This is a genomic window from Luteibacter aegosomatissinici (assembly GCF_023078495.1).
In the GTDB taxonomy this organism is placed as follows: Bacteria; Pseudomonadota; Gammaproteobacteria; order Xanthomonadales; family Rhodanobacteraceae; genus Luteibacter; species Luteibacter aegosomatissinici.
Window position 1 is genome coordinate 3,990,351 of sequence record NZ_CP095742.1, and the last position, 21,995, is coordinate 4,012,345.

The window sequence follows — 21,995 nt, forward strand, 5'->3', positions numbered from 1 at the left end:
TCTTGGCTTGAAAAGGTTTGGCGGCGCACGTCGCTCGTGCAGCGCCTGACCTGCGTGGCGCTTGCCCCCACCGCCATCAGCGCCGTCCTGCTCGTCACCCTGCTCACCCGCCACCAGATGGATACCCTGCACGAGATGGGCCGCTCGACCGCGGATGCCATCGCCCAGCAGGCCGCGACGGTCTCCGGTGATGCCCTGCGTGGTGAGCAGCGGCGCGAACTCGGCCGCATCGCGCAGTCCATCGTCCAGTTGCCCCAGGTATCGCGTGTGCGCATCGCCGATCGCGATGGCGAGATTCTCGCGGACCGTGTGAATGGGGCCGTCGAGGACGACGACAACCTGACGGTGTCACGCGACGTGCTCGATCCCGTGAGCCGCCGCGTGGTCGGGTCCGTCACCGTGGATGTGAGCGTGGAGGATGCGGTGGCTGCCCAGCGCGCCAGCGTCCATAACGCGCTTATCTGGTTGTCGCTGAGCCTGCTGATCGCGGTCATGATCGGCTGGTCTGCCGCGCGCTGGATGAGCGCCCCGCTGCGTAACCTGGCCATCGCCGTGCGCCAGCTCGGCCTGGGCGACCGCACGGTGGTCGTACCGGTCACCGACGACACGGAGATCGGTGACCTGCAGCGGGGCTTCAACGGCGCGGCGTCCAAGCTGCTGCACGCGCAAATCGGCATGGAGCGCGAGATCGCCACCGCGACCGATGAGCTGGCCCGGAAGAATGCGGCGCTGGAAGCCGCCAGCGTGGCCAAGGCCCGTTTCCTTGCGGCCGCATCGCACGACCTGCGCCAGCCGCTGTACGCACTGACGCTGTTCTCTTCCGGCCTCGCCGTGGATGAATTCGACCCGGTCCGTCTTAACCGCATCGCCCACATCCAGGAATGCGTGGAGTCCCTGGATCATCTCTTCAGCGAGCTGCTGGATCTTTCACGGCTGGACACGGGCGGCATGAAGCCTGCGCCCCGCGACATCGCGCTGGACGAGGTGTTCGAGGAGGTGAGCGTCAATTTCCGCATGGTGGCCGAACAGCACGACCTGCGCCTGGTCGTCCGCACCACGGGCGTATGGGTGCGTACCGACCGCACCATGCTGGCCCGGATCCTCAATAACCTCGTGAGCAACGCCTTGCGCTACACGCGTTGCGGCGGCGTGCTGGTGGGGGCCCGGCGCCGCGGTGATGGCACGGTCCGCATCGATGTATGGGATACCGGCCTTGGCATTCCGCGCGAGCACGTGGCGCACATCTTCGATGAGTTCTACCGCGTGGAGAGCGGCCCCGAGGCCGGCCGGCCGGAGGGCACCCGCCGCGGCCTCGGCCTGGGCCTTTCTACCGTGCAGCGCCTGGCAGGCCTGCTCAATACCAAAGCCACGGTGACCTCCAGGCCCGGTAAAGGCAGCGTCTTCTCGATCACGCTGCCCGAGGTGGCCGCCAACCCCGTGCCCGAGGTGCCGGCCGCGCAGGCGCCCGACCCGGGCATGCCGCGCGACGTCGCCGGGATGCGCGTGCTCGTCATCGACGACGAGCCCAGCATCCTGGCGGGTATCAGCTACCTGCTGGGCAGTTGGGGCTGCGAAGTCATGACCGCCGAGGATGCCCAGCAGGCCATGGAAGCGGTGCACCTGTGGATGCAGCCGCCCGACCTGGTCATCTCCGACCTGCGGCTTCGGGAAGGCACCGGCCTGGATGTCCTGGCCCTGCTCGATCGCTACTACCGGCGCCGTCCGGGCGATCCGCCGCCATTCGCCCGGGTGCTGATCACCGGTGAAACCCGCAGCGACTACCTGGCCAGCGTGGATACCGCGACCACGCAGGTCCTGTACAAGCCGGTATCCCCCGAACGGCTCCACGATGTAATGGTTTCCGCATGGTCTGTCCATCATGCGGCCGTCTGATGCAAATGGCCTGCTTGCCGAGGCGACCCGGGAGGGCTATGGTCCTTCGAACGGGGATGCTCGTGGCAGTGCGGGCGGAGGAGTGGCATGCGTGTTCTGATCGCGGACGATCATCGGCTCATCATCGAGGGCGTGAAGCTGAAGCTTCGCGAGCTGGGTGATGGCGTCGAGTTCGTCGAAGCTGAAACGGTGGCGACGCTGAAGGCCCACCTGGCGAAACCGCCCCTGCCCGATATCGCCCTGATCGATATGGCCATGCCCGGCGCCGATGGTGTCGAGCACATCAAGGAGGCCGTGGCCGCCTTGAAGGAACCCGACGAGGATGGGACCGACCGGGCCCGCCCCGTCATCGTGCTTTCCGGAACGGAAGACCCGACCGCGATCCGCCATGTGCTCGATCTGGGTGTGCAGGGCTACATTCCGAAATCGTCACCACCCGATGTGATCCTGAACGCGGTGCGGCTCGTGGTGGGCGGTGGTATCTATGTCCCCCCCGAGGCCATGAAGGCGGCCTCCGCCACGCCGCTCACCCCCGCGTTCGCCATGGCCGGTGGGGACGGCCTGACCACCAAGGAGCGCCTCGCCACGGTGCTCACCGATCGCCAGATCGATGTGCTCAAGCTGCTGGCCAAGGGCCGCCCGAACAAGCTGATCGCCCGCGAGCTGGGCATCAGCGAGGGCACGGTCAAGATCCACCTGGCGGCCATTTTCCGCGCACTGCACGTGCGCAACCGCCTCGAGGCCCTCGTGGCCGCGCAGCACCTCGGGGACTGACACAGGACACGGTTTTGCCACGGGGCCGGCGTAATCTGGCGCCCGTGTAGGCAGGGAGCGCCGGGGGACGACACGTCAAACGACGCGAGGCAGGCGCATGCAGGCAGGCAGGGCAGGCACGACCCGAGTGCGCCACCGTGGCTGGCTGAGTGCCGGGCTGCTGGTACTCCTTACCCTCCTTGCGGGCACCGCCAGCGCCCGCGGCACCGATATCGATCCGAACGCCCCGCTCACCTTCGGCATCCTGCCCATTGGCGGCCCGGCCGAATCGCTGGAAGCCTGGCGGCCCATGCTCGATGACCTGCATACGGCCCTCGGCCGTCCCGTGCGGGCCGTCTCCGTCACGACCTATGAGGGCATTGCCCAGGCGATCAGCGAGCAGCGCGTCGATATCGCGTTCCTTTCCGGGCGGCTCGCACTGGATGCGGTCATGGGCCAGAACATGCAGGTGATCGGCCAGCTGACACGGGGCGATGGCTCCAAGGGCTACTACGCAGTACTGCTGGTCGCCGCCGATTCACGCATCGGCAACCTCGACCAGCTATTCGCCCGCCCGGGCCAGTGGCGGTTCGCCCGCGGCGAGGCGTTATCGGTATCGGGCTACCTTGTCCCTGAAACCCAGCTTTTTGCCGCGCGCGGCGTGGATTCGGACACGTTCTTCGCCAAGGTCCACGTCGATAACCACCAGAACAACGCACTGGCCGTGGCCAACGGCGAAGCGGATGTGGCCACGAACAACACCGCTGACCTGGAGCGTTTTCAGCAGCATTTCCCCGACCAGTACGCCCGTCTCAGGGTGTTGTGGAAATCGTCGCTCATCCCGCACGCGGTCATCGTCATCCGCAACGACCTGCCGCCTGTCCTGCGCGAGAAAGTAGCCGCGTTCATTACTGGCTATGGGAAGGGCAAGGATGGCGCCCGCGAGGAGGCCAACCTCAAGCTCATCCACGATATCAGCGGCTTTGCGCCAGCGACGAACGCCTGCCTGGTGCCGTTTGCGGATATCGAATACACCCTGGAAAAGCGCCGTGCCACGACGGCGCAGTGGGTGAGCGAAGACGCGCGCGAAGCGCGCTTCAAGAAAATCCAGACCGATCACGATGGGCTGGTCGCGCGCCTGCGTGGCAAATAGGCCGTCGGCCGAAAGGTATACACCGCAAGTCTTAGCTCCCCTTGTCTATCGCGCGGCGCCCGGGCGTTTCATAGATTCGTCATAGATCTCGTCCAAGGCGTCTCCATGATCGCGTCCACCACCCTCCCCGGCCGGCCGTTACCGCCGAGCGAGCGGCGGGTCCGCAAGGGCTTGCTGCCGATGGTGGCGGTCGCGCTCGCGCTGACGGGTACGCTGGGGGTGATGCACCTGCGCGGCATCACGCTGGAGGCACGCAACGTCGCGCGTATCCAGGCCGTGCGGCTGGCAGGGGTCGTCGTGCCAAGCATGGGAGATGACGCGGTGCGTGACGCGCTTTCGCGCACGTTATCGCGGAGTTCGCCAACGGGGCGCGTCGTCCTCCATCGCAACGAAGGCACCGCCATCGTCCTCGACAGCGGCCGTCCGCTGCGCGACGGCCATCAGTTGCGCGTGACGGTCGCGACACCGCTGGGCGAGCTTGAGACGATTTCCGATACGTCAGCGCTACGCGAACGCCGCCTCGCCGGAACCCTGATGATCCTGCTGCTCGGCGCGGGTGTCGTCGCCGTGTACCTTGCCAGCAAGCGCCTCATGGAACGCGAACTCGTCGATGGCGTCGATGCCATCAAGGCCCGGATCGATACCGACCTGGGAGCGCAACCCGACAGTGCACCGGCCGACGCGGAATCACTCGACCTCGCCGTGACCCGGCTGCTAGGTGAGTTGCGTGACCTCCGCGCCCGCCACGACGCCGACCTTGCCGACGCGTTCCGCCAGCGCATGCAGGAGATGGCACGGCAGACGCGCTTCATCGAACAGCTGGGCGATCACTTCCGCCAGCCGCTGCAGGCCCTGTCGTTGTTCGTGGGTGGCATGCAGCCGGGCGATGACCTGCGTCAGCGCGCGGTCCAGGGGCAAATGCGTACCAACGTCACACGCCTGAACGAACTGCTGGAAGGGCTACTGGATCTGGCGCGGTTCGATGCCGGCGCGATCGAACCGGCGACCCGCGAATTCATCGCCGCCGACCTGTTCGTGCGCGAACGCGGCGCCATTGCGAACGATGCCGAGCGCCTCAGCGTCACGATCCACTGGCGTGGCGGCCGCCTGCCCGTGCGCAGCGACGCCAACCTGCTCTCGGAACTGATTCACCGGCTGGTCGCCAACGCCGTGATCAGCACGCCGCATGGCCGTGTCCTGGTTGCCCTGCGCCGCCGCGGTAGCGCGGTACGACTCGAGGTGCGCGACAACGGCATGGGCCTGGAACCACGCCAGCAGGAGCGCTTGTTCGACGACTTCACGCGGCTGCCTGGGCACCCAGGGTACGGGCTGGGCCTGGCCGTGGCGCGACGTATCGCCGATCTGCTTGGCGGCACCATTGGGGTGCGCTCCAGCCCCGGACGCGGCTCGCTGTTCTGGGTCCAGCTGGAGGGCGCCGCGGTAGGCGCCACGGTGCGCGCTGCGAACGCGCTGAGCCATCACCCGGCGCTATGAAAAGTGCGCATCCGGCCCCTGTGATTGCAACAAGGACCGGCGTACCCTTGCGCCACTGAAACCGTGCATCCGAGGGTATGGTCGTGGCGAGCGTCAACTGGTCGGATACCGCGCCGGTAGTGGCGTTCCTTGGCGTATTTGCCGGTGCCATCGGCCTTCCTGTTCCGGCCATGCCCACCCTTATCGTGGTGGGCAGCACGCTGGTCCTCGCGCGTGACCCTGTCCTGATCCTGGCTACCTTCCTGGGGGCGCTTGCGGGGGCCTTTGCCGGCGACACGGCCTGGTTCCTCACCGGGCGGCGGTTCGGCTACCGCGTGCTCGATAGCCTGTGCCGTATCTCCCTGTCACCCGATACCTGCGTGCGCCGCGCGAGCGGCTTCTTCGAGAAGCGCGGGGTCAAGCTGCTGCTCGTATCGCGCTTCATCCCGGGCCTCTCATTGGTGGCCATTCCCATTGCCGGGGCCGGGGACACCCGCTTCAGCCGGTTCACCGTGTACGACCTGGTGGGCGCGGCGCTGTGGATCTCCGTAGGCCTTTCGGTCGGCATGCTGTTCTACCGGCAGATCGACGCCGTGTTGGCCTTCCTGAAGCAGTTCGGGTTCGGCCTGGCCACGCTGGCCGCGATCAGCCTGGTCGTGTGGATCGCGTTCCGTTACATCCGGCGCACACTGCTGATCGCCCGCCTGCGCAAGAGCCGCATTTCGGTCGACGAACTGGCCGTGCTGCTGGCGAATGACCCGGGCGCCCTGATCGTGGATGTCCGCAGCCTCTCGAACCGAAAGGATGATCCTTTCGTCATCCCCGGCTCGCGGCTGTTCGACCTGACGACCGCCAGCGCCGAGCTTTCCGAGCTGCCCCGGAATACCGCGGTGGTCATCTATTGCTCTTGCCCGAATGAGGTCTCGGCGGCCAAGGTGGCCGAGCGGCTGACCAAGCTGGGCTTCGCCAACGTCCGGCCCCTCACGGGGGGCATCTCGGCCTGGCGCGATGCCGGCCGCGATGTCGAGGCCATTGTCCTGGCCACCTGAACGGCCCTGGCGGCCCCTTGGGTTGTGCCACCCCGCCATGGGCACTAAACTAGCCGGCTCCTTGCGCATGGGTCGTTAGCTCAGTCGGTAGAGCAGCGGACTTTTAATCCGTAGGTCGACGGTTCGAATCCGTCACGACCCACCATCGCGCCCTTCCCCGCTTCCGTTTCGCCTACGCAACGTATCGGCATTCGCCTATCGTTGTCGGGTGTGATTCTCAATTTTCACGCGTCGACGTCAGGCTACAGTGACCTTCCTGTCCAGGAGGTCCTCATGCATCAACCTCTCCCACCCACTTCCATACGCGGAAGCGGTCTCGTCACGGAGCGGACGTGTCGCTGCCGCTGCGAGGCGCACCTCGATATCGTTTCGCGCGACATGGCCTCACGCCTCGGCCTGCTTGAGCGTCGATTCGAATCCCGGAGCAATATGCAGGACGACCGGTTCGTGCGAGTTGAATCCTCGGTACGTGACGTTTCCCGGTCAGCGGCCTGGCTCGATGTGCTGTCGATCGATAGCGCGTCAAAGGCCTGGGTTCTTGCCGTCCTGCTTGGCTGCATCATGGCATGCATCTGCACCTTCATTCTGGTGCGCGTCGCCGTGCCTTCGCGTTCGACTGATCCCACCACCAGGAGAGCGATCTCGAGCCAGCCCTCAGCGTACAAGTCATATCTCAACCACAGCGCTGAAACCATGGCGCAAGGAGCAAGCGTGTGAGCAGAACACAGCGTAGCGAAACAGCCCCATCGCTGCAGACCATCCTCACGAAGGTTGCTACGCGTGGTGAACTTCAGGCTGTCTCAGAGAAAGTCGACAAGGTCGATACGAAGCTCGCGAAAACGCGTGACGATCTTCAGGCCCTTTCCAACAAGGTCGACAAGATCGACCTTAAGATGGGTAATCTCGAGGACCGTTTTAAAGAAACCGTAGATCGGTTCGACGGTCGGTTCGCGAGGATCGAGGATTCCATCGTCGAACTCACCCGTACAGTCTCGAGGCTCGACGAAAGGGTGCTTCACAGCGCGCCACGCACGTGGATTCTTAGCGGCGTTGTCAGCGTCTTGATTGCCATTCTTGGCGCCGGATGTTGGCTAGCCAAACCGTACGTCACGACCCTGATGCGCATGGCTGCGGCATCAGGTATGTAACGCAGGCATCACACGTAACGCGTCGTATCCGGCACACCGGCCTTGGCGAAGCCTTCGGCACGCAGGCGGCATGCATCACAGTGGCCACACGCGCGGCCCTGCGCATCGGCCTGGTAGCAGCTGACGGTTTCGGAGAAGTCGACACCGAGGCGGATGCCTTCGGTAACGATGTCGCCCTTCCCCATCTGCATGAGCGGCGCATGGATACGGATGCCGGCGCCTTCCACGCCCGCCTTGGTGGCCACGTTGGCGAGGGCTTCGAATGCTTCGATAAACGCGGGGCGGCAGTCGGGGTAGCCGGAGTAATCCACGGCATTCACACCGCAGAAGATATCGGTCGAGCCGAGCACTTCCGCCCAGCCCAGGGCGATGGAAAGCATGATGGTGTTGCGTGCGGGCACATAGGTAACCGGGATGCCTTCGCCGCCGTCTTCCGGCACATCGATATCGGCCGTCAGTGCCGAGCCACCGATGCTGCGCAGGTCCACATGCACGGTCTTGTGTTCAACGGCACCCAGCATCTTCGAGACACGCTCGGAGGCTTCGAGTTCAGAGCTGTGGCGCTGGCCGTAAGCCACGCTGAGCGCATGCACGTCGAAACCCTGTTCGCGGGCCATCGCGATCGTCACGGCGGAATCCATGCCGCCCGATACGAGGATGACGGCCTTGCGGGGGGAGTTCGAAGCGTTCATGCGGTTACCTTGGGGTTTAATGGCCCTGGGCGTCATTCCACAGCAGCTTGTGCAGCTGCAGCTGGAAGCGCACCGGCAGGCGGTCAGCGAGGATCCATTCGGCGAGTTCGCGCGGCTGGACGTTGCCCCACACCGGGGAGAACAACACCATCGCCTTCTTGTCGAGGCCGTGCTCGAGAACGACGTCGCGAGACCATTCGAAGTCGGCGCGGCTGGCGATCACGAACTTCACCTGGTCGTGCGGCAGCAGGTGATCCAGGTTGGACCACAGGTTGCGCGCGCTCTCGCCCGAATCGGGCGCCTTGAGGTCCATGACCTTGCGGACGCGCGGATCAACCTGCGAGACATCGAGCGCACCGGAGGTTTCGAGGGATACCTCGTGGCCGGCATCACACAGCTTGCGTAGCAGGATCTGGCAGCGCTTCTGCGCCAGCGGCTCGCCCCCCGTGACGCAGACGTGCTTCGCACCGAAGCTGGCGACGTGCTCGACGATCGCATCGATGTCGTGCCACTGGCCACCGTGGAACGAATACTCGGTATCACACCACACACAGCGCAGCGGGCAGCCCGTTAGGCGCACGAACACCGTGGGCCAGCCGATCGCATCGGCCTCGCCCTGCACGGAGTGGAAGATCTCGGTGATCCGCAAGCGCTCCCGGACGGGAGCCGCCGGCGGAACATCCGCCGGAATTGCGGTGTTGCCGTTCATGGGATCAGTTGGCCGTCTGGCGCTGCAGGCGACGCAGGCGTTCCTGTGCGAGGCCGGCGGCCTTGGTGCCCGGATACTTCGCCGATACCTGCTTCAGCGTGGCGACGGCGGCATCCTGCTGCTTCAGCTCGATCTGGCAGTAACCCACCTTGAGGAGGCCATCGGAGACCTTGTCGCTCTGTGGGTAGTTCTTCACCAGGCGCTGGAAAGCCTCGATGGCCACCTGGTAATTCATGGTGACGTAGTACGACTCGCCCAGCCAGTAATAGGCATTCGGCGCGAGCGGGCTATCCGGGTACTTCACGAGGAAGTCGCGGAAGCCGCGCGATGCGGTGACGTAATCACCGCCGCGAAGCGACTTGAAAGCCGCATCGTAGGCGGCCTGTTCGGCCGGCGATGCGGCGCCCGGGTTGCTGCCACCGGTGCTCGCGGCCGGCGCCGGGGCAGCTGCCTGCTGCGGCGCACCTGCGGCGGGCGCGGGCTGCTGCGGGCCGGGCGCTGCCGCAGCCGGCTGCCCAGCGGGCGCACCGCCCTTCTCGATACGGCCCAGCCGCGAATCCATGTCCGCGTACTGCGCCTTCTGGGAATCCTGGAGTTGCTGGTTCTGGTGCTGCAGCTCTTCGATCTGGCCCTGGAGCTGGGCCACCTGCTGCTGCAGGTCGTTGACCTGGTTCACCAGTTGCGTGGTGCCGGACTGCGCCTGGTTCTGCTGCTCAAGCCGCGCCACGCGATCGGCAAGGCTGAGGCGATCCTGCGCGGGGGCCACAGACGCAAAAAGCGTGGCGGAGGCAATTGCCCCCGCCACGCCAAGCCTGGCCGTGAAACTTTTAGCCAGTGACTTCTTCATTACTTCGCGGTGTAGACGATCTCAACGCGACGGTTCTTGGCCCAGCAGTCTTCGTTGTGCTCTTTGCACACCGGCTTTTCCTTGCCGTACGAGGTCACGTTGACCTGGCCAGCCGAACCACCAGCCGCCTGGAGGGCGCTGGAGACGGCATTGCCACGACGCTCGCCGAGGCCCAGGTTGTACTCGCGGGTGCCGCGCTCGTCGGTGTTACCCTCGAGGGTCATGGCCGACTGCGGACGGTCCTGCAGGTACTTGGCGTGGCAAGCGATGATCTGCTGGAATTCCGGCTTCACATCGTTCTTGTCGAAGTCGAAGTACACGACGCGCTGACGCAGGCAAGCGTCGGTGTCGAGGTCTTCCGGCTTGTACTTGCCATCGTTGGTCGGGGCCTGGGTCGTGGCGACCGGCTGCTGTTCCGGCATCGGAGCCGGCTTGGTGTTCTTCTTGGCGCACGCGGCCGCGCCCACGCAGAGCAGAGCGGCCAGGGTGACGGTAACGGTCTTATTCATGGGACGTTCCTTCAACAGTTGAGTTCCGACAGTCTTTTACGGTTTCGGGACAGACACCGCCGGTTGGCCGGCTGTTTTTCTACTTACATCCACGCAGACGGGGCGCTGTCCCGCACCCTACGCCTTCGCTCCGTCGGCCACCTTGGAGGTGATCGCCGGGTGTTCCTAATTCTTCGCCCGCAGGAAAGGCGCGGACTAGCCGCGCCCTCCCGGGACGTTGTCGATGTCGCAGCCCTGACGGGCGCGCCATCAACGCTGTCGGTACGGTCCCCAGGACGGCTCGCGTACGTCGCCATCCGAAAGGACGAGACGCTGACGCACGAGGCCATCCGCCGAAACCGCATACAGGACGCCACGCGTACCCTGCGATGCGGCATAAAGCAGCATGCTGGCATTGGGCGCGAAGCTGGGCGAATCATCCACGTTACCCGGGGAGACGAAGCGCACCTGCCCGCCCAGACTGCGGTCCATGATGGCGATACGATACACGTTCCCGTTGCCCTGCACCATCGCAATCTGCTTGCCGTCGAAGCTGACCGAGGCGCTGGCGTTGAAGCCGCCCTGGAACGTGAGGCGCTGGGCGTTGCCGCCCGAGATCGAGGTCTGGTAGAGCTGCGGCTTACCGGAGCGGTCCGAGGTGAAAATGATGCTCTGGCCATCCGGGGTGAAGGTGGGCTCGGTATCGATCGCGAAGTTGTTGGTCACCCGGGTTTCGGTGCGGCTGGCAACGTCGATGACAAAGATCTCCGGGTTACCCACGTAGGACAGGCTCACGGCGAGCTTGCTGCCATCCGGCGACCAGGCCGGGGCAGAATTGATGCCCTTGGGGTGCGAGGCGATGAGGCTACGCGAACCGGTGGAGATGTTCTGCACATACACGGCCGAATTGCCGCTTTCGAACGATACGTAGGCAATCTTGCTGCCATCCGGCGACCAGGCCGGCGAAAGCAGGGACTCGCGCGAACGGGCCACGACCTGCGGGTTGAAGCCATCCGAATCGGCCACGATCAGCGAATACGTGGTGTTGTTGCCGGTGCCGACCGCCGTGACATAAGCGATGCGGGTCCAGAACGCGCCGCGCACGCCGGTGATCTTTTCATAGATCTGGTCGGCGATCTGGTGGGCCACGCCACGCAGGTCACCCGTGGGGGCGGTGAACGACTGGGCCAGCAGGCTCTGCTGGCGGTTCACGTCCCACAGTTCGTAGTCCACCTTGACCATGCCGCCGCCGGCATCGCTGATGCGGCCGATGGTCAGGAAATCCTGCTTGAGCAGGCGCCAGGTGGCGAACTTGATATCCGAGCCCTGCGACGGGGTCTCGACGATATCGGCCTTGTCGAGCGAGCGGAACTTGCCCGACCGGTTGAAATCGGCGCGGATGACATCGGCCACATCGGTGGGCAGCGGTGCACCGCCGGCCTGGGCGAACGGGACGACGGCAATCGGCGTAGCGGTCTTCAGGCCGCCGACGATATCCACGTTGAGGGACTGGGCCGAGGCCGGGCCAGCCACGAGGGCGGCGAGAGCCACCAGGAGAAGGACAAAGCGGGGAAGCATTCTGCGCATGGGTGGGGTCATGGCCTGGGCTGGGGACGTCGACGGAATCTTAACGCGTGGGTCGCAAGTTGCGTGACCCGTTTCTGAACCGCCCCGCCCGGCGACCGGGCGAGGCGCGCTACATCATTGCGGCCGGAACGTGAAGGTGAGGTTGCGCTGGAACACATCCTCGAAGCCCTGGTACGGCAGCGGCTGGGCACGAAGCACCGCATTTTCGATGGAGGCCTTGCCGGCGGCATCGTACGGACAGCTCGCATCGGCCTTGGCACTCAGGACCTGTCCACCCGGGATCTGCACGATATGCACCATGCAGGGGGCGGACGGCGTGTTATCCGGACGCAGCCAGTTCGGGGTCACCGCGTTCTGGATCGCCGCGATGTACAGGGCCTGCTTGCTGTTGTCCTTGCCGTTCTGCCCGGTCTGCCGCTGGTCAGCCGGTGGCAGGTCGGGAAGCCCGTCATCCTTCGCGTTGGCCAGGTCCTTGAGCTGCTGCTCCGCCTGCTTCTTGCTCGAATCGGCCTTCTTCGTCTGCGCCTTGGCGGCATCGAGCTGCTTGAAGATGTCATCGATCTTCTTCTGCTGCTCTTTCTTCTTTTCTTCCTGCTGGGCGTCGAGCTCGGCCTGGCGCTGCCGCTGCTTTTCTTCCTGCAGCTTCTTTTCATCCTCGGCCTTCTGCAGGGCGTCATCGACGATCTTCTGCTGATCCTTGACGTCAGGCTGCTTGGGCGGCGGCGGGAGCGTCGGCACCGGCACCTTCTCCTGCGGAGGCGTGGGCGCAGGCGTGACCGGCGGCGGCGGGGTGGTATCCGGCGTCGGCTTGACCTTGGTGGCCTTGGGCGGCGGCGAGCCAGTGGGGCCGATGATGGTGGCCTCGATGATCTGGCCGGGCAGCTGGATGGGCGCCGGGCACTTCATCGGATTCCAATCGGCGGGCACACCGATGGCTTCGGCCCACTTTTCGTAGTCCGTGCAGGGGATCACCGCGATGGCCAGGAAGGCCACGATGCCCAGGTGCAGGAGCGCGGCCAGGACGACCGCGCGGGGGGTACCGTTACGGTTTTCCATTCGGCGCGGACTGGGGCTGGCTCATCAGGCCGATCTTGGAAATACCAGCTGCCTGGAGGATCGGGAGGATCTGGTAGACCTTGCCGTAGCCCACGCGCGCATCACCGGCCAGGAGTACCTGGAGCTCCGGGTTGGCGTCGTGGAAGGCAGTGACCTTCTTGGTGAACTCATCGACGCTCACCGGCTCGCGCTTCGTGCCGTTGGCGGTCAGGTAGATCTGGCCCTGCTCGTCAACAGAGACGACGACTGGATCTTTCTTGTCCTGCAGGGACTTGGCGTTGGTCTGCGGCAGCTGGATATCCACGCCGAGGTTCATCATGGGCGTGGTGACCATGAAGATGATCAGCAGCACGAGCATCACGTCGATGTACGGCACGACGTTGATCTCGGATTTCAGCTTCCGCTTGTGACGGCGGTAGACGTTACGGGTAGCCATGGCGGTGGCTCAGACCGTGTCGTCGGCGTGGATCTGGCGCTGCAGCACCGAGGAGAACTCCTCCTGGAACACCTCGTAGCGCGACGCCACGCGCTCCACCTTGGTGGCAAAGCGGTTGTAGGCCCACACGGCCGGAATGGCGGCGAAGAGGCCCATGGCGGTGGCGATCAGGGCTTCGGAGATGTGGGGGGCCACGACCGAGATGGTGACATCCTTCATCTCGCCCAGGCCCTGGAAGGCGCCCATGATGCCCCACACGGTGCCGAACAGGCCGATGTACGGGCTGATCGAACCGACGTTGGCCAGGAACTCCAGGTTCTGCTCGAGCTTGCCGATCTCGCGGGTGCCGGCCACGCGCATGGCGCGCTCGGAGCCTTCCATGATGCGGTCGGCATCGGTCACGCGGCGCTGGCGCTGGCGAGCGAACTCACGGAAGCCGGCCTCGAACACGTTTTCGATACCGTGCTGGCCTTCGCGGTTACCCACCTCGCGGAACAGGGCGGCCAGGTCGGCGCCCGACCAGAAGCGGTCCTCGAAGGTCTCGGCGTTGGTGTGGGCTTCCTTCAACTGGCCGTACTTGCGGATGATGATCACCCACGAGAGGAACGAAAAGACCAGGAGAAGCAGCATGACCAGCTGCACAGGCAGGCTGGCTTCGGTGACCAGCTTGAAAATGTTGAGTCCACCGTTCATTGCTTGAAGCTCCGCCGGGTATCTGAGGCTTAGGTAAGGGGTAATTCGGGGGCGAACAGATCCGCGGGGATCTGGGCCGGGCGCATCGTATCGAGGTTGACGCAGGCCACGCGCACCGTGGCGCGCAACACCGTCGTATCCCCCCGCACGATCTCCTGACCGAACAGCATACTTGCTGAACGACGTTCTTTGACGGCCACGGTGACCAGGAGTTCATCATCCAGACGGGCCGCCCGGAGGAAATCCAGGTGCATCTCACGGACCACGAAGCCCAGGGAGGTGCTCTCCCGGAACGTCATCTGGTCGATGCCCTGGGCGCGCAACCACTCGGTACGGCCCCGCTCCATGAAGCGGACGTAGCTGGCGTGGTAGACCACCCCTCCCGCATCCGTATCCTCCCAGTACACCCGCACCGGCCACGAAAACAGGCTCATGGGGCGTCCTGGAACAGATCGGGCGTGGCGGCCTGGCGCGGTGGCGGGTTGAGGCCCAGGTGGCGCCAGGCCTTGGCCGAGGCCATGCGGCCACGCGCCGTGCGGATCAGGTAGCCCTGCTGGATCAGGTAGGGCTCCACCACGTCTTCCAGCGTGCCGCGGTCCTCGCTGAGCGCTGCGGCCAGCGATTCGACGCCAACCGGGCCGCCGTCAAAACTTTCGATAATGGTGCCGAGCAGGCGGCGGTCCAGGTCATCGAAGCCCTGGGCGTCCACCTTCAGCATGTCGGTGGCCGCGCGGGCCAGCTCGTGGGTGATGCGGCCATCGCCGCGGACCTCGGCGTAGTCGCGCACCCGTCGCAGAAGCCGGTTGGCAATACGCGGGGTACCGCGCGAACGACGGGCAATCTCGGTGGCGCCCTCGATATCGCAATCGATGCCAAAGATCTTCGCCGCACGGCGAACGATCGCGGTCAGCTCATCGACGCTGTAGAACTCCAGGCGCTGGATGATGCCGAAGCGATCGCGCAATGGGCCGGTGAGCAGGCCGGCGCGGGTGGTGGCACCGATCAGGGTAAAGGGCGGCAGGTCCAGCTTGATCGAACGGGCGGCGGGGCCCTCGCCGATCATGATGTCGATCTGGAAATCTTCCATCGCCGGGTAAAGCACTTCCTCCACCACGGGCGACAGGCGGTGGATTTCATCGACGAACAGGACGTCGTTGGCCTCGAGGTTCGTCAGCAGCGCGGCCAGGTCGCCAGCGCGCTCGAGCACGGGGCCCGAGGTCGAACGGACATTCACGCCCAGCTCGTTGGCAATGACGTGCGAGAGCGTCGTCTTGCCCAGGCCCGGGGGGCCAAAGATCAGCACATGGTCGAGTGCACCCTGCCGGCGCCGCGCCGCCTCGATATAGATGGCCATCTGCTCGCGCACCGTCTGCTGGCCGAGGTACTCGGCAAGGCGCTTCGGACGGATGCTGGCCTCCAGCGCCTCGTCATCCATGGCGGCGGCAGCGGAAATGATGCGGTGCTCGGACATGGGGCCATTATGGCATGCGCATAAGCCGGTCGCGGTGCGACCGGCTAGCCGCCGCCTACACGTCCCGCCCCTAGATCTCGACCTGGGCGCCCAGTTCGATCAGGCGGTTGCCCGGGATCTGGAAGAACGCCGTGGCGGGCAGCGCGTTGCGGGCCAGGAATGCGAAGAGCTTGTCGCGCCACAACGCCATGCCCGGGCGGCGCACATCGGCCACGATCGTTTCCCGCGACAGGAAGAACGTCGTGTCCATCATGTCGAAATCCAGGCCCAGCGCGCTCGCACGGGAAAGCGACTGCGGAATGTTCGGATCCTCGGCAAAGCCGTAGCGCAGCTGCAGGCCAAAGAAGCCGTTGCCGTACTCCAGCACCTCCATGCGTTCTTCGTAGTCCGCCACCGGCGTCTCGAGCATTTCCACGGTGAGCAGCACATTGCGCTCGTGCAGCACCTTGTTGTGCTTGAGGTTGTGCAGCATGGCGTGCGGCACGCTGTTCTGGTTCGCGGTGAGGAACACGGCGGTGCCCGGCACGATGAGCGGCGGGTGGTCGGCAATGTTCGCGACGAACGGCTCCAGCGCCAGGCCGGACTGCTTGATCTCGCGAACCACGAGGTCCCTGCCCCGCCGCCAGGTGGTCATCATGGTGAAGATCACCACGCCCAGCACCAGCGGGAACCAGCCACCGTGCGCGATCTTCAGCGCGTTGGCGCCGAAGAACGACAGGTCGGTGACCAGGAAGATGACGCCGACGGTGATGACGGCCGACCAGTGCCAGTTCCAGCGGCGCTTGGCCACGACCAGCGCCAGCAGCGTGGTCATGGTCATGGTGCCGGTCACGGCGATACCGTAGGCCGCGCCCAGGTTATTCGACGAGCGGAAGCCGAGCACCGCCAGGATCACGAGGACGAACAACAGGCGGTTGATCCACGGCACGAAGATCTGCCCGGACATCTCACGCGAGGTGTGCACCACGGCCATGCGCGGTGAATACCCCAGCGACATGGCTTCGCGGGTCATGGAGAACGCGCCGGAGATGACCGCCTGCGATGCAATCACCGCCGCCGCGGTCGACAGCGCGACCATCGGATAAAGCAGGTTTTCCGGCACCAGCTTATAGAACGGGTTTTCGATCGCGGTCTGGTCGTGCAGCAGCAGCGCGCCCTGGCCGAAGTAGTTGATCAGCAGCGCGGGCAGCACGAAGAAGAACCACGCAAGGCGGATCGGCTTCTTGCCGAAGTGGCCCATGTCAGCGTACAGCGCCTCACCGCCGGTGAGCGCCAGCACCACGCCACCCAGCGCGATGAAAGCCTGTTTGCCGTGCTCGGTGAAGAACTTCACCGCGTACATCGGATTCAGGGCGTACAGCACCTGCGGGTGCTGGGTGATCTGGTTGAGGCCGAGTGCGGCGAGGACCAGGAACCATACGCACATCACCGGCGCAAACGCCTTGCCCACCAGGTCCGTACCGTGGCGCTGGATGGCGAACAGGATAAACAGGATGACCAGGCAGATGGGCAACACGTAGGTATCGAGCGTCGGCGCAGCCACTTCCAGGCCTTCCACCGCCGAAAGCACCGACATGGCCGGCGTGATCACGCCATCGCCATAGAACAGCGATGCACCGAAGATGCCGATGGCTGCCAGCACCCAGCGCGTGCGCGGCGAACCGGCGACGCTGCGCTGCGCCAGGGCCATGAGCGCCATGATGCCGCCCTCGCCCTTGTTATCCGCGCGCATCACGAAGGTGACGTACTTCAGCGAGATCACCATCAGCAACGACCAGAAGATGAGCGAGAGCACGCCCAGTACCGCGAGCGGCTGCGGCGTCATGCCGTGCGTGCCCAGGGTTTCCTTCATGGTGTACAGCGGGCTCGTGCCGATATCGCCGAACACGATGCCGATGGCGCCCAGCGCCAGTTTCGCCAGCTTCTTGCCGTGCGCGTTGCGTAACTCTTCTGCGTGGCTCATGCCCATGGTCAGCTTCCCAGCGCGGCGCGCAGCGCCTTGCGGATGATCGCCTCGGCGGTATCGCCGTCGGCCGCCACCTTGCTGACGAGACGGGTGGCCTCGGGCGGTTTGTAACCCAGCTGCTGCAGGGCCACCGTGGCCTCACCCACCGGATCGATCGGCGCAGCGACACCGTTGCTGGTCGCAGGCAGGCGCACACCCGTCGCGTCCACACGGTCGCGCAGTTCGACCACCATGCGCTCGGCGGTTTTCTTCCCGATGCCGGGGATCTTGGTGAGGGCGACCACATCGCCGGCGTGCACCAGCCGCGAAAGCTCGTCGGTGGAAACGCCGGAGAGCACGGCCAGTGCGATCTTCGCGCCGATGCCGCTCACCTTGAGCAGATTGCGGAACATGGCCCGCTCGGCCTCGCGCAGGAAGCCGTACAGGGCGACGCCATCTTCCTTCACCGCATGGTGGGTGAGCAGGATCACTTCCTGGCCCGTGGCGGGAAGATCGTAAATGGTCGACATGGGCGCATCGACCTCGTAGCCCACACCCGACACTTCAATGAGAAGCGACGGCGGCTGCTTGCTGATAAGAGTGCCACGCAGGCGGCCGATCATCGGCGACGTCTCCAAGCCGTGCGCGGAATACCCACGCGTTCAATACTGGACCGGGTATGCGCATGCGCGACGGCAATCGCGAGCGCATCGGCCGCGTCCGCCTGCAGCGGACCCTTCAGGCCGAGGATCATCCCGATCATGTGCTGGACCTGGGTCTTGTCGGCGCGGCCGGTGCCGACCACCGCCTGCTTGACCTCGGTCGCTGCATATTCGTGCACGACGATTCCCTGGCTGACCACGGCACACACGGCCGCGCCACGCGCCTGGCCCAGTTTCAGGGCCGAATCGGCGTTACGCGCCATGAAGACACGCTCGATCGCGGCTTCCGCCGGACCGTGCGTGCCGATGATGGCGCAGAGTTCGTCAAAGATGCGTTTCAGGCGCAGCGGGAAGGTGGCCTCCCCGCCGATCACCAGCGCCCCGTGCCATACGTGGGTCAGGGCACCGTGCTCGGCCACGTCGATAATCCCGACGCCCGTGCGCTGGCTGCCCGGGTCGATGCCAAGGATGCGTGTCATGACAGTGGGGCGCCGGGTTGCGGTGCGTGCAAGGCCTTGCCGGCCTTACTCGTCGTCCGCTTCCTGTGGCAGCACCGCGTTGTGATAGACCTCATCGACGTCGTCGAGGCTATCCAGGCGGGCCAGCAACTTCTGGAACTGCTCGAGGGCCTCGCCGGTAGGCGTGACCAACGGGCCGTTCGGGCGCATCACCACGTCGGAACCATCCACGTCGAAGCCGGCGGCGGCCAGCGCCTTACGCATGGCTTCCACGGCGATCGGGTCGGCGGCAAGCAACACGGTGCCCACGCCATCGGCGATCACGATGTCTTCGGCGTTGTTCTCGATCGCCGCTTCTTCCAGCTTCGCTTCCACGTCGGCATCGCCGCCGGTGTGGACGACCACCTGGCCCACGCGGGTGAACTGGAACGCCACCGAATTGGTGGTGCCCATGTTGCCGCCGAGTTTGGTCAGCGCCGCGCGCACATCGGCCACGGTGCGGGTCTGGTTATCGGTCACGCAATCGATGATGAGTGCCGTGCCCGCCGGGCCGTAGCCCTCGTAGCGGATCTCGTGCATGTCCGCGCCGCCGTCGGCACCCGAGCCGCGCTTGATCGCGCGCTCGATGGTGTCCTTGGTCATGTTGGCGGCCAGGGCCTTGTCGACAGCCGCGCGCAGGCGCGGGTTGCCGTTGGGGTCGGGCACGCCGCCACGGGTGGCGATGGTGATTTCGCGGATCAGCTTGGTGAACACCTTGGCGCGCTTGGCGTCTTCGGCGTTCTTGCGACCTTCGATGGACGGGCCTCTACCCATGTGCGTTTCCTGGAGATACCGGACGGACAGGGGCGGGATTCTAGCGGAACTGGGGAAAAACGGGGATGTACGTAAGGCAATGTAGGAGCGCGCTTGCGCGCGATGGGGGGCCGCAGCCACTTGGCTATCGCGCGCAAGCGCGCTCCTACAGGGGTAGCGGCGATCCCCCCCGGACGGATCAGACCAGTGGGGCGTCGAAGCGGCCTTCCTTGAGGAAAAACGCGGCCTGGCGGGCGACGTCGGCCGATACCAGCATGCCGGTGTGGCTGGTTTCCAGGATGCAATGGGCGGTGAGGCCTGGCAGCCGGGTCTCCTCGACGCCGACGGAGCCGTCGTGCTCCATCCCCACGTCGCCCACCAGGGAACCCAGCCCGACCTGCTGGCGGCCGGCGATCATGCCGACCTCGCGCGGCCCGTCCCAGTGATCCAGGCCATGCGACAGCAGTTCGCGGGATCGGCCCAGCAAGACATCCCCACCCCAGTGGTGGGTCAGGCCGCGCGCGGCACCACTGCCGTTGAGCGGCGAGCCAAGGCAGACGATGCGGCCGCCCGGCTCATCCATGTCGCGGCAGGCCAGCAAGGCCAGGATGCCGCCCAGGCTATGGCCCACCACGTGGACCGGACCGGGCGCCAGCGCCCGGATCCGCTTGCGCAACCGCGTGATCGCCTGTTCCGGCGGCGCGGCCACGCTCATGTACTCGAACTGGTGGACGTTGAAGCCTTCCTCGCGCAGCCGACGGTGCAGCATCGCCATGGCGAAACCCCGCATCCACAGGCCATGGAGCAGGATGACATCGGGCGATACGGCATTCATCGGCTGTGTGACGGCGATCAGGCCTTCAGCGGCTCCGCGGCATCCACGCGCACGTGCAGCTCCTTCAGCTGCGGCGCCGACACCGGCGACGGTGCGTCGGTCATCAGGTCCTGCGCGCTGGTGGTCTTGGGGAACGCAATGACGTCACGGATCGATTCGGTGCCAGCCATGATGGCGGCGATGCGATCGATGCCAAAGGCCAGGCCGCCGTGGGGCGGCGCGCCCATGCGCAGCGCCTTGAGGAGGAAGCCGAACTTGGCCTCGGCCTCTTCCGCGCCAATGCCGAGCAGTTCGAACACCGCGCTCTGCATCTCCGGGCGGTGGATACGAATGGAGCCGCCACCGATCTCGCTGCCGTTGAGGACCATGTCGTAGCCACGGCTCAGCGCCACCGCGGCGTTGGCACGCAGGTCGGCGATGTCATCGATGTTCGGCGCGGTGAACGGGTGGTGCAGCGCCACGAAGCGCTTCTCCTCCTCGTCGTACTCGAACATCGGGAAATCGGTAACCCACAGCGGCTTCCAGCTGTTTTCCACCAGGCCACGGTCGCGACCCAGCTTGAGGCGCAGGGCGCCCATGAAATCGGTCACGACCTTCCAGCCACCCGCACCGAAGAACACGATATCGCCGTTGGCGGCGCCCGTGAGCTCCAGCACCTTGGTGAGCGCGGCATCGTCGAGGAACTTGGCCACCGGCGAGTTGATACCTTCGCGGCCCTTGGCCAGGTCATCCACCTTCAGCCAGGCCAGGCCCTTGGCGCCGTAGCGCGAGGCGTACTCGGTCAGGCCGTCGATATCCTTGCGGGACAGATCGGCAGCGCCCGGCACGCGCAGGGCAGCCACGCGGCCGGCCGGATCGTTGGCCGGATCGGCGAACACCTTGAATTCAACGTGCTTCACGGCCTCGGCGATATCGACCAGTTCCAAAGCGATGCGCAGGTCGGGCTTGTCCGAGCCGTACCGACGCATGGCCTCTTCGTAGGTCATGCGCGGGAAGCTGGCATCCAGCTCCACATTGCGCACTTCGCGGAACACATGGCGGATGAGGTTCTCGACGAAATCCTGCACGTCGCGTTCTTCCACGAACGCGAACTCAAGGTCGAGCTGGGTGAATTCCGGCTGGCGATCGGCGCGCAGGTCCTCATCGCGGAAGCAGCGGGCGATCTGATAGTAGCGATCGAAGCCGGCCATCATAAGGATCTGCTTGAACAGCTGCGGTGACTGCGGCAGGGCGTAGAACTGCCCCGGGTGCACGCGGCTGGGCACCAGGTAATCGCGCGCACCTTCCGGCGTGGCCTTGGTCAGGATCGGGGTTTCGATGTCCTGGAAGCCCGCACCATCCAGGTAACGGCGCAGCTCGCGAACCAGGGCGGTACGCGTGCGCATCATCTTCTGCATCTCGGGGCGGCGCAGGTCGAGGTAGCGGTAGGTCATCCGCATGTCCTCGTTGGGGTTCTCGTGCAGCGCGAACGGCAGGTCGCGCGCCGCGTTGAGGATCACCACCTTCTCGGCCAGCAGCTCGACCGTGCCGGTCTTCAGCTTGTCGTTCACCGACAGGCGCTTGCGGACCTGGCCGGTCACCTTCACCACGTACTCGTAACCCAGCTCGCCGGCGACGGCGAAGGCATCGGCGTTCTCACGCTCGATCACGACCTGGGCGATGCCCTCGTGGTCGCGCAGGTCCACGAAGGCCACGTGGCTCTGCAGGCGCAGGGTGTTGACCCAGCCGCAAAGGGTGACTTCCTGGCCGACCAGGGACTCGTCGATGAGGCCGCAAAAATGGGTGCGCATGCGCTTGGGGCTCCGCGGTGCAATGCAAAAGAAAAGACCCCGGATCGTACCACGACCCGGGGTCC

At 65.5% G+C, this 21,995-nt stretch carries 23 protein-coding genes and 1 tRNA gene; 8 read left to right on the forward strand and 16 right to left on the reverse strand.

What is annotated here, in order from left to right; all coding sequences use genetic code 11:
• The first annotated feature begins 36 nt into the window (after positions 1–36).
• The 8 genes from L2Y97_RS18000 (at position 37) to L2Y97_RS18035 (ending at position 7,469) form a co-directional block, all read left to right on the forward strand.
• Complete coding sequence (locus L2Y97_RS18000; RefSeq protein ID WP_247429374.1) at positions 37–1,893, forward strand: ATP-binding response regulator; 1,857 nt, start codon at positions 37–39, stop codon at positions 1,891–1,893.
• Positions 1,894–1,980: 87 nt separating this feature from the next.
• Positions 1,981–2,667 carry a LuxR C-terminal-related transcriptional regulator gene (locus L2Y97_RS18005; RefSeq protein WP_247429376.1) on the forward strand — a complete coding sequence of 229 codons (687 nt, stop codon included), beginning with the start codon at positions 1,981–1,983 and terminating at the stop codon, positions 2,665–2,667.
• Between the two features lie 97 nt (positions 2,668–2,764).
• Positions 2,765–3,799 carry a phosphate/phosphite/phosphonate ABC transporter substrate-binding protein gene (gene phnD / locus L2Y97_RS18010; RefSeq protein WP_247429378.1) on the forward strand — a complete coding sequence of 345 codons (1,035 nt, stop codon included), beginning with the start codon at positions 2,765–2,767 and terminating at the stop codon, positions 3,797–3,799.
• Positions 3,800–3,904: 105 nt separating this feature from the next.
• Positions 3,905–5,293 carry a sensor histidine kinase gene (locus tag L2Y97_RS18015; RefSeq protein WP_247429380.1) on the forward strand — a complete coding sequence of 463 codons (1,389 nt, stop codon included), beginning with the start codon at positions 3,905–3,907 and terminating at the stop codon, positions 5,291–5,293.
• Between the two features lie 83 nt (positions 5,294–5,376).
• Complete coding sequence (locus L2Y97_RS18020; RefSeq protein ID WP_247429382.1) at positions 5,377–6,321, forward strand: VTT domain-containing protein; 945 nt, start codon at positions 5,377–5,379, stop codon at positions 6,319–6,321.
• A gap of 69 nt (positions 6,322–6,390) precedes the next feature.
• Positions 6,391–6,466, forward strand: a tRNA-Lys gene (locus L2Y97_RS18025).
• A gap of 233 nt (positions 6,467–6,699) precedes the next feature.
• A complete protein-coding gene (locus L2Y97_RS18030) occupies positions 6,700–7,038 on the forward strand; it encodes a hypothetical protein (protein WP_247429384.1) in 339 nt (112 codons plus the stop codon).
• Positions 7,035–7,469: a hypothetical protein gene (locus L2Y97_RS18035; protein ID WP_247429386.1), complete on the forward strand. Its 435-nt coding sequence runs from the start codon at positions 7,035–7,037 to the stop codon at positions 7,467–7,469. Before L2Y97_RS18030 ends, L2Y97_RS18035 begins: the two co-directional genes overlap by 4 nt.
• An 8-nt stretch (positions 7,470–7,477) precedes the next feature.
• Here the strand turns inward: L2Y97_RS18035 and queC are convergent, their stop codons facing one another.
• The 16 genes from queC to aspS form a co-directional block, all read right to left on the reverse strand.
• Positions 7,478–8,161 (reverse strand): 7-cyano-7-deazaguanine synthase QueC, encoded by a 684-nt coding sequence (gene queC / locus L2Y97_RS18040; RefSeq protein ID WP_247429388.1) that lies wholly within the window; start codon positions 8,159–8,161, stop codon positions 7,478–7,480.
• A gap of 16 nt (positions 8,162–8,177) precedes the next feature.
• A complete protein-coding gene (gene queE, locus L2Y97_RS18045) occupies positions 8,178–8,870 on the reverse strand; it encodes a 7-carboxy-7-deazaguanine synthase QueE (RefSeq protein WP_247429390.1) in 693 nt (230 codons plus the stop codon).
• A 4-nt stretch (positions 8,871–8,874) separates the two neighbouring features.
• Positions 8,875–9,717, reverse strand: coding sequence for a tol-pal system protein YbgF (gene ybgF, locus L2Y97_RS18050; protein ID WP_247429392.1), 843 nt, complete (start codon positions 9,715–9,717; stop codon positions 8,875–8,877).
• Positions 9,717–10,226, reverse strand: coding sequence for a peptidoglycan-associated lipoprotein Pal (pal, locus tag L2Y97_RS18055; protein ID WP_247429394.1), 510 nt, complete (start codon positions 10,224–10,226; stop codon positions 9,717–9,719). The genes ybgF and pal overlap by 1 nt, the downstream gene beginning before the upstream one ends.
• A gap of 249 nt (positions 10,227–10,475) precedes the next feature.
• Entirely contained in the window at positions 10,476–11,792 is a 1,317-nt protein-coding gene (gene tolB / locus L2Y97_RS18060) for a Tol-Pal system beta propeller repeat protein TolB (RefSeq protein WP_247429396.1), read from the reverse strand.
• 114 nt (positions 11,793–11,906) lie between these two features.
• Positions 11,907–12,848: a cell envelope integrity TolA family protein gene (locus L2Y97_RS18065; RefSeq protein WP_247429400.1), complete on the reverse strand. Its 942-nt coding sequence runs from the start codon at positions 12,846–12,848 to the stop codon at positions 11,907–11,909.
• A complete protein-coding gene (gene tolR, locus L2Y97_RS18070) occupies positions 12,835–13,284 on the reverse strand; it encodes a protein TolR (RefSeq protein ID WP_247429403.1) in 450 nt (149 codons plus the stop codon). Before tolR ends, L2Y97_RS18065 begins: the two co-directional genes overlap by 14 nt.
• A gap of 9 nt (positions 13,285–13,293) precedes the next feature.
• A complete protein-coding gene (gene tolQ, locus L2Y97_RS18075; protein ID WP_247429405.1) occupies positions 13,294–13,977 on the reverse strand; it encodes a protein TolQ in 684 nt (227 codons plus the stop codon).
• A gap of 29 nt (positions 13,978–14,006) precedes the next feature.
• A complete protein-coding gene (ybgC, locus tag L2Y97_RS18080; RefSeq protein WP_247429407.1) occupies positions 14,007–14,411 on the reverse strand; it encodes a tol-pal system-associated acyl-CoA thioesterase in 405 nt (134 codons plus the stop codon).
• Positions 14,408–15,448, reverse strand: a complete 1,041-nt coding sequence (ruvB, locus tag L2Y97_RS18085) for a Holliday junction branch migration DNA helicase RuvB (RefSeq protein WP_247429410.1) — start codon at positions 15,446–15,448, stop codon at positions 14,408–14,410. The genes ybgC and ruvB overlap by 4 nt, the downstream gene beginning before the upstream one ends.
• A gap of 70 nt (positions 15,449–15,518) precedes the next feature.
• Positions 15,519–17,411, reverse strand: coding sequence for a potassium transporter Kup (locus L2Y97_RS18090; RefSeq protein ID WP_247429412.1), 1,893 nt, complete (start codon positions 17,409–17,411; stop codon positions 15,519–15,521).
• A gap of 8 nt (positions 17,412–17,419) precedes the next feature.
• Entirely contained in the window at positions 17,420–18,016 is a 597-nt protein-coding gene (ruvA, locus tag L2Y97_RS18095; RefSeq protein WP_247429415.1) for a Holliday junction branch migration protein RuvA, read from the reverse strand.
• Positions 18,013–18,534: a crossover junction endodeoxyribonuclease RuvC gene (gene ruvC, locus L2Y97_RS18100; protein ID WP_247429417.1), complete on the reverse strand. Its 522-nt coding sequence runs from the start codon at positions 18,532–18,534 to the stop codon at positions 18,013–18,015. The genes ruvA and ruvC overlap by 4 nt, the downstream gene beginning before the upstream one ends.
• A 45-nt stretch (positions 18,535–18,579) precedes the next feature.
• Positions 18,580–19,326 carry a YebC/PmpR family DNA-binding transcriptional regulator gene (locus L2Y97_RS18105; protein WP_247429418.1) on the reverse strand — a complete coding sequence of 249 codons (747 nt, stop codon included), beginning with the start codon at positions 19,324–19,326 and terminating at the stop codon, positions 18,580–18,582.
• A gap of 178 nt (positions 19,327–19,504) precedes the next feature.
• Positions 19,505–20,140, reverse strand: coding sequence for an esterase/lipase family protein (locus tag L2Y97_RS18110; protein ID WP_247429420.1), 636 nt, complete (start codon positions 20,138–20,140; stop codon positions 19,505–19,507).
• A gap of 17 nt (positions 20,141–20,157) precedes the next feature.
• The gene (aspS, locus tag L2Y97_RS18115; protein WP_247429422.1) at positions 20,158–21,930 is read right to left on the reverse strand and encodes an aspartate--tRNA ligase; all 1,773 of its coding nucleotides are present in this window, start codon (positions 21,928–21,930) and stop codon (positions 20,158–20,160) included.
• Between the last annotated feature and the right edge of the window lie 65 nt (positions 21,931–21,995).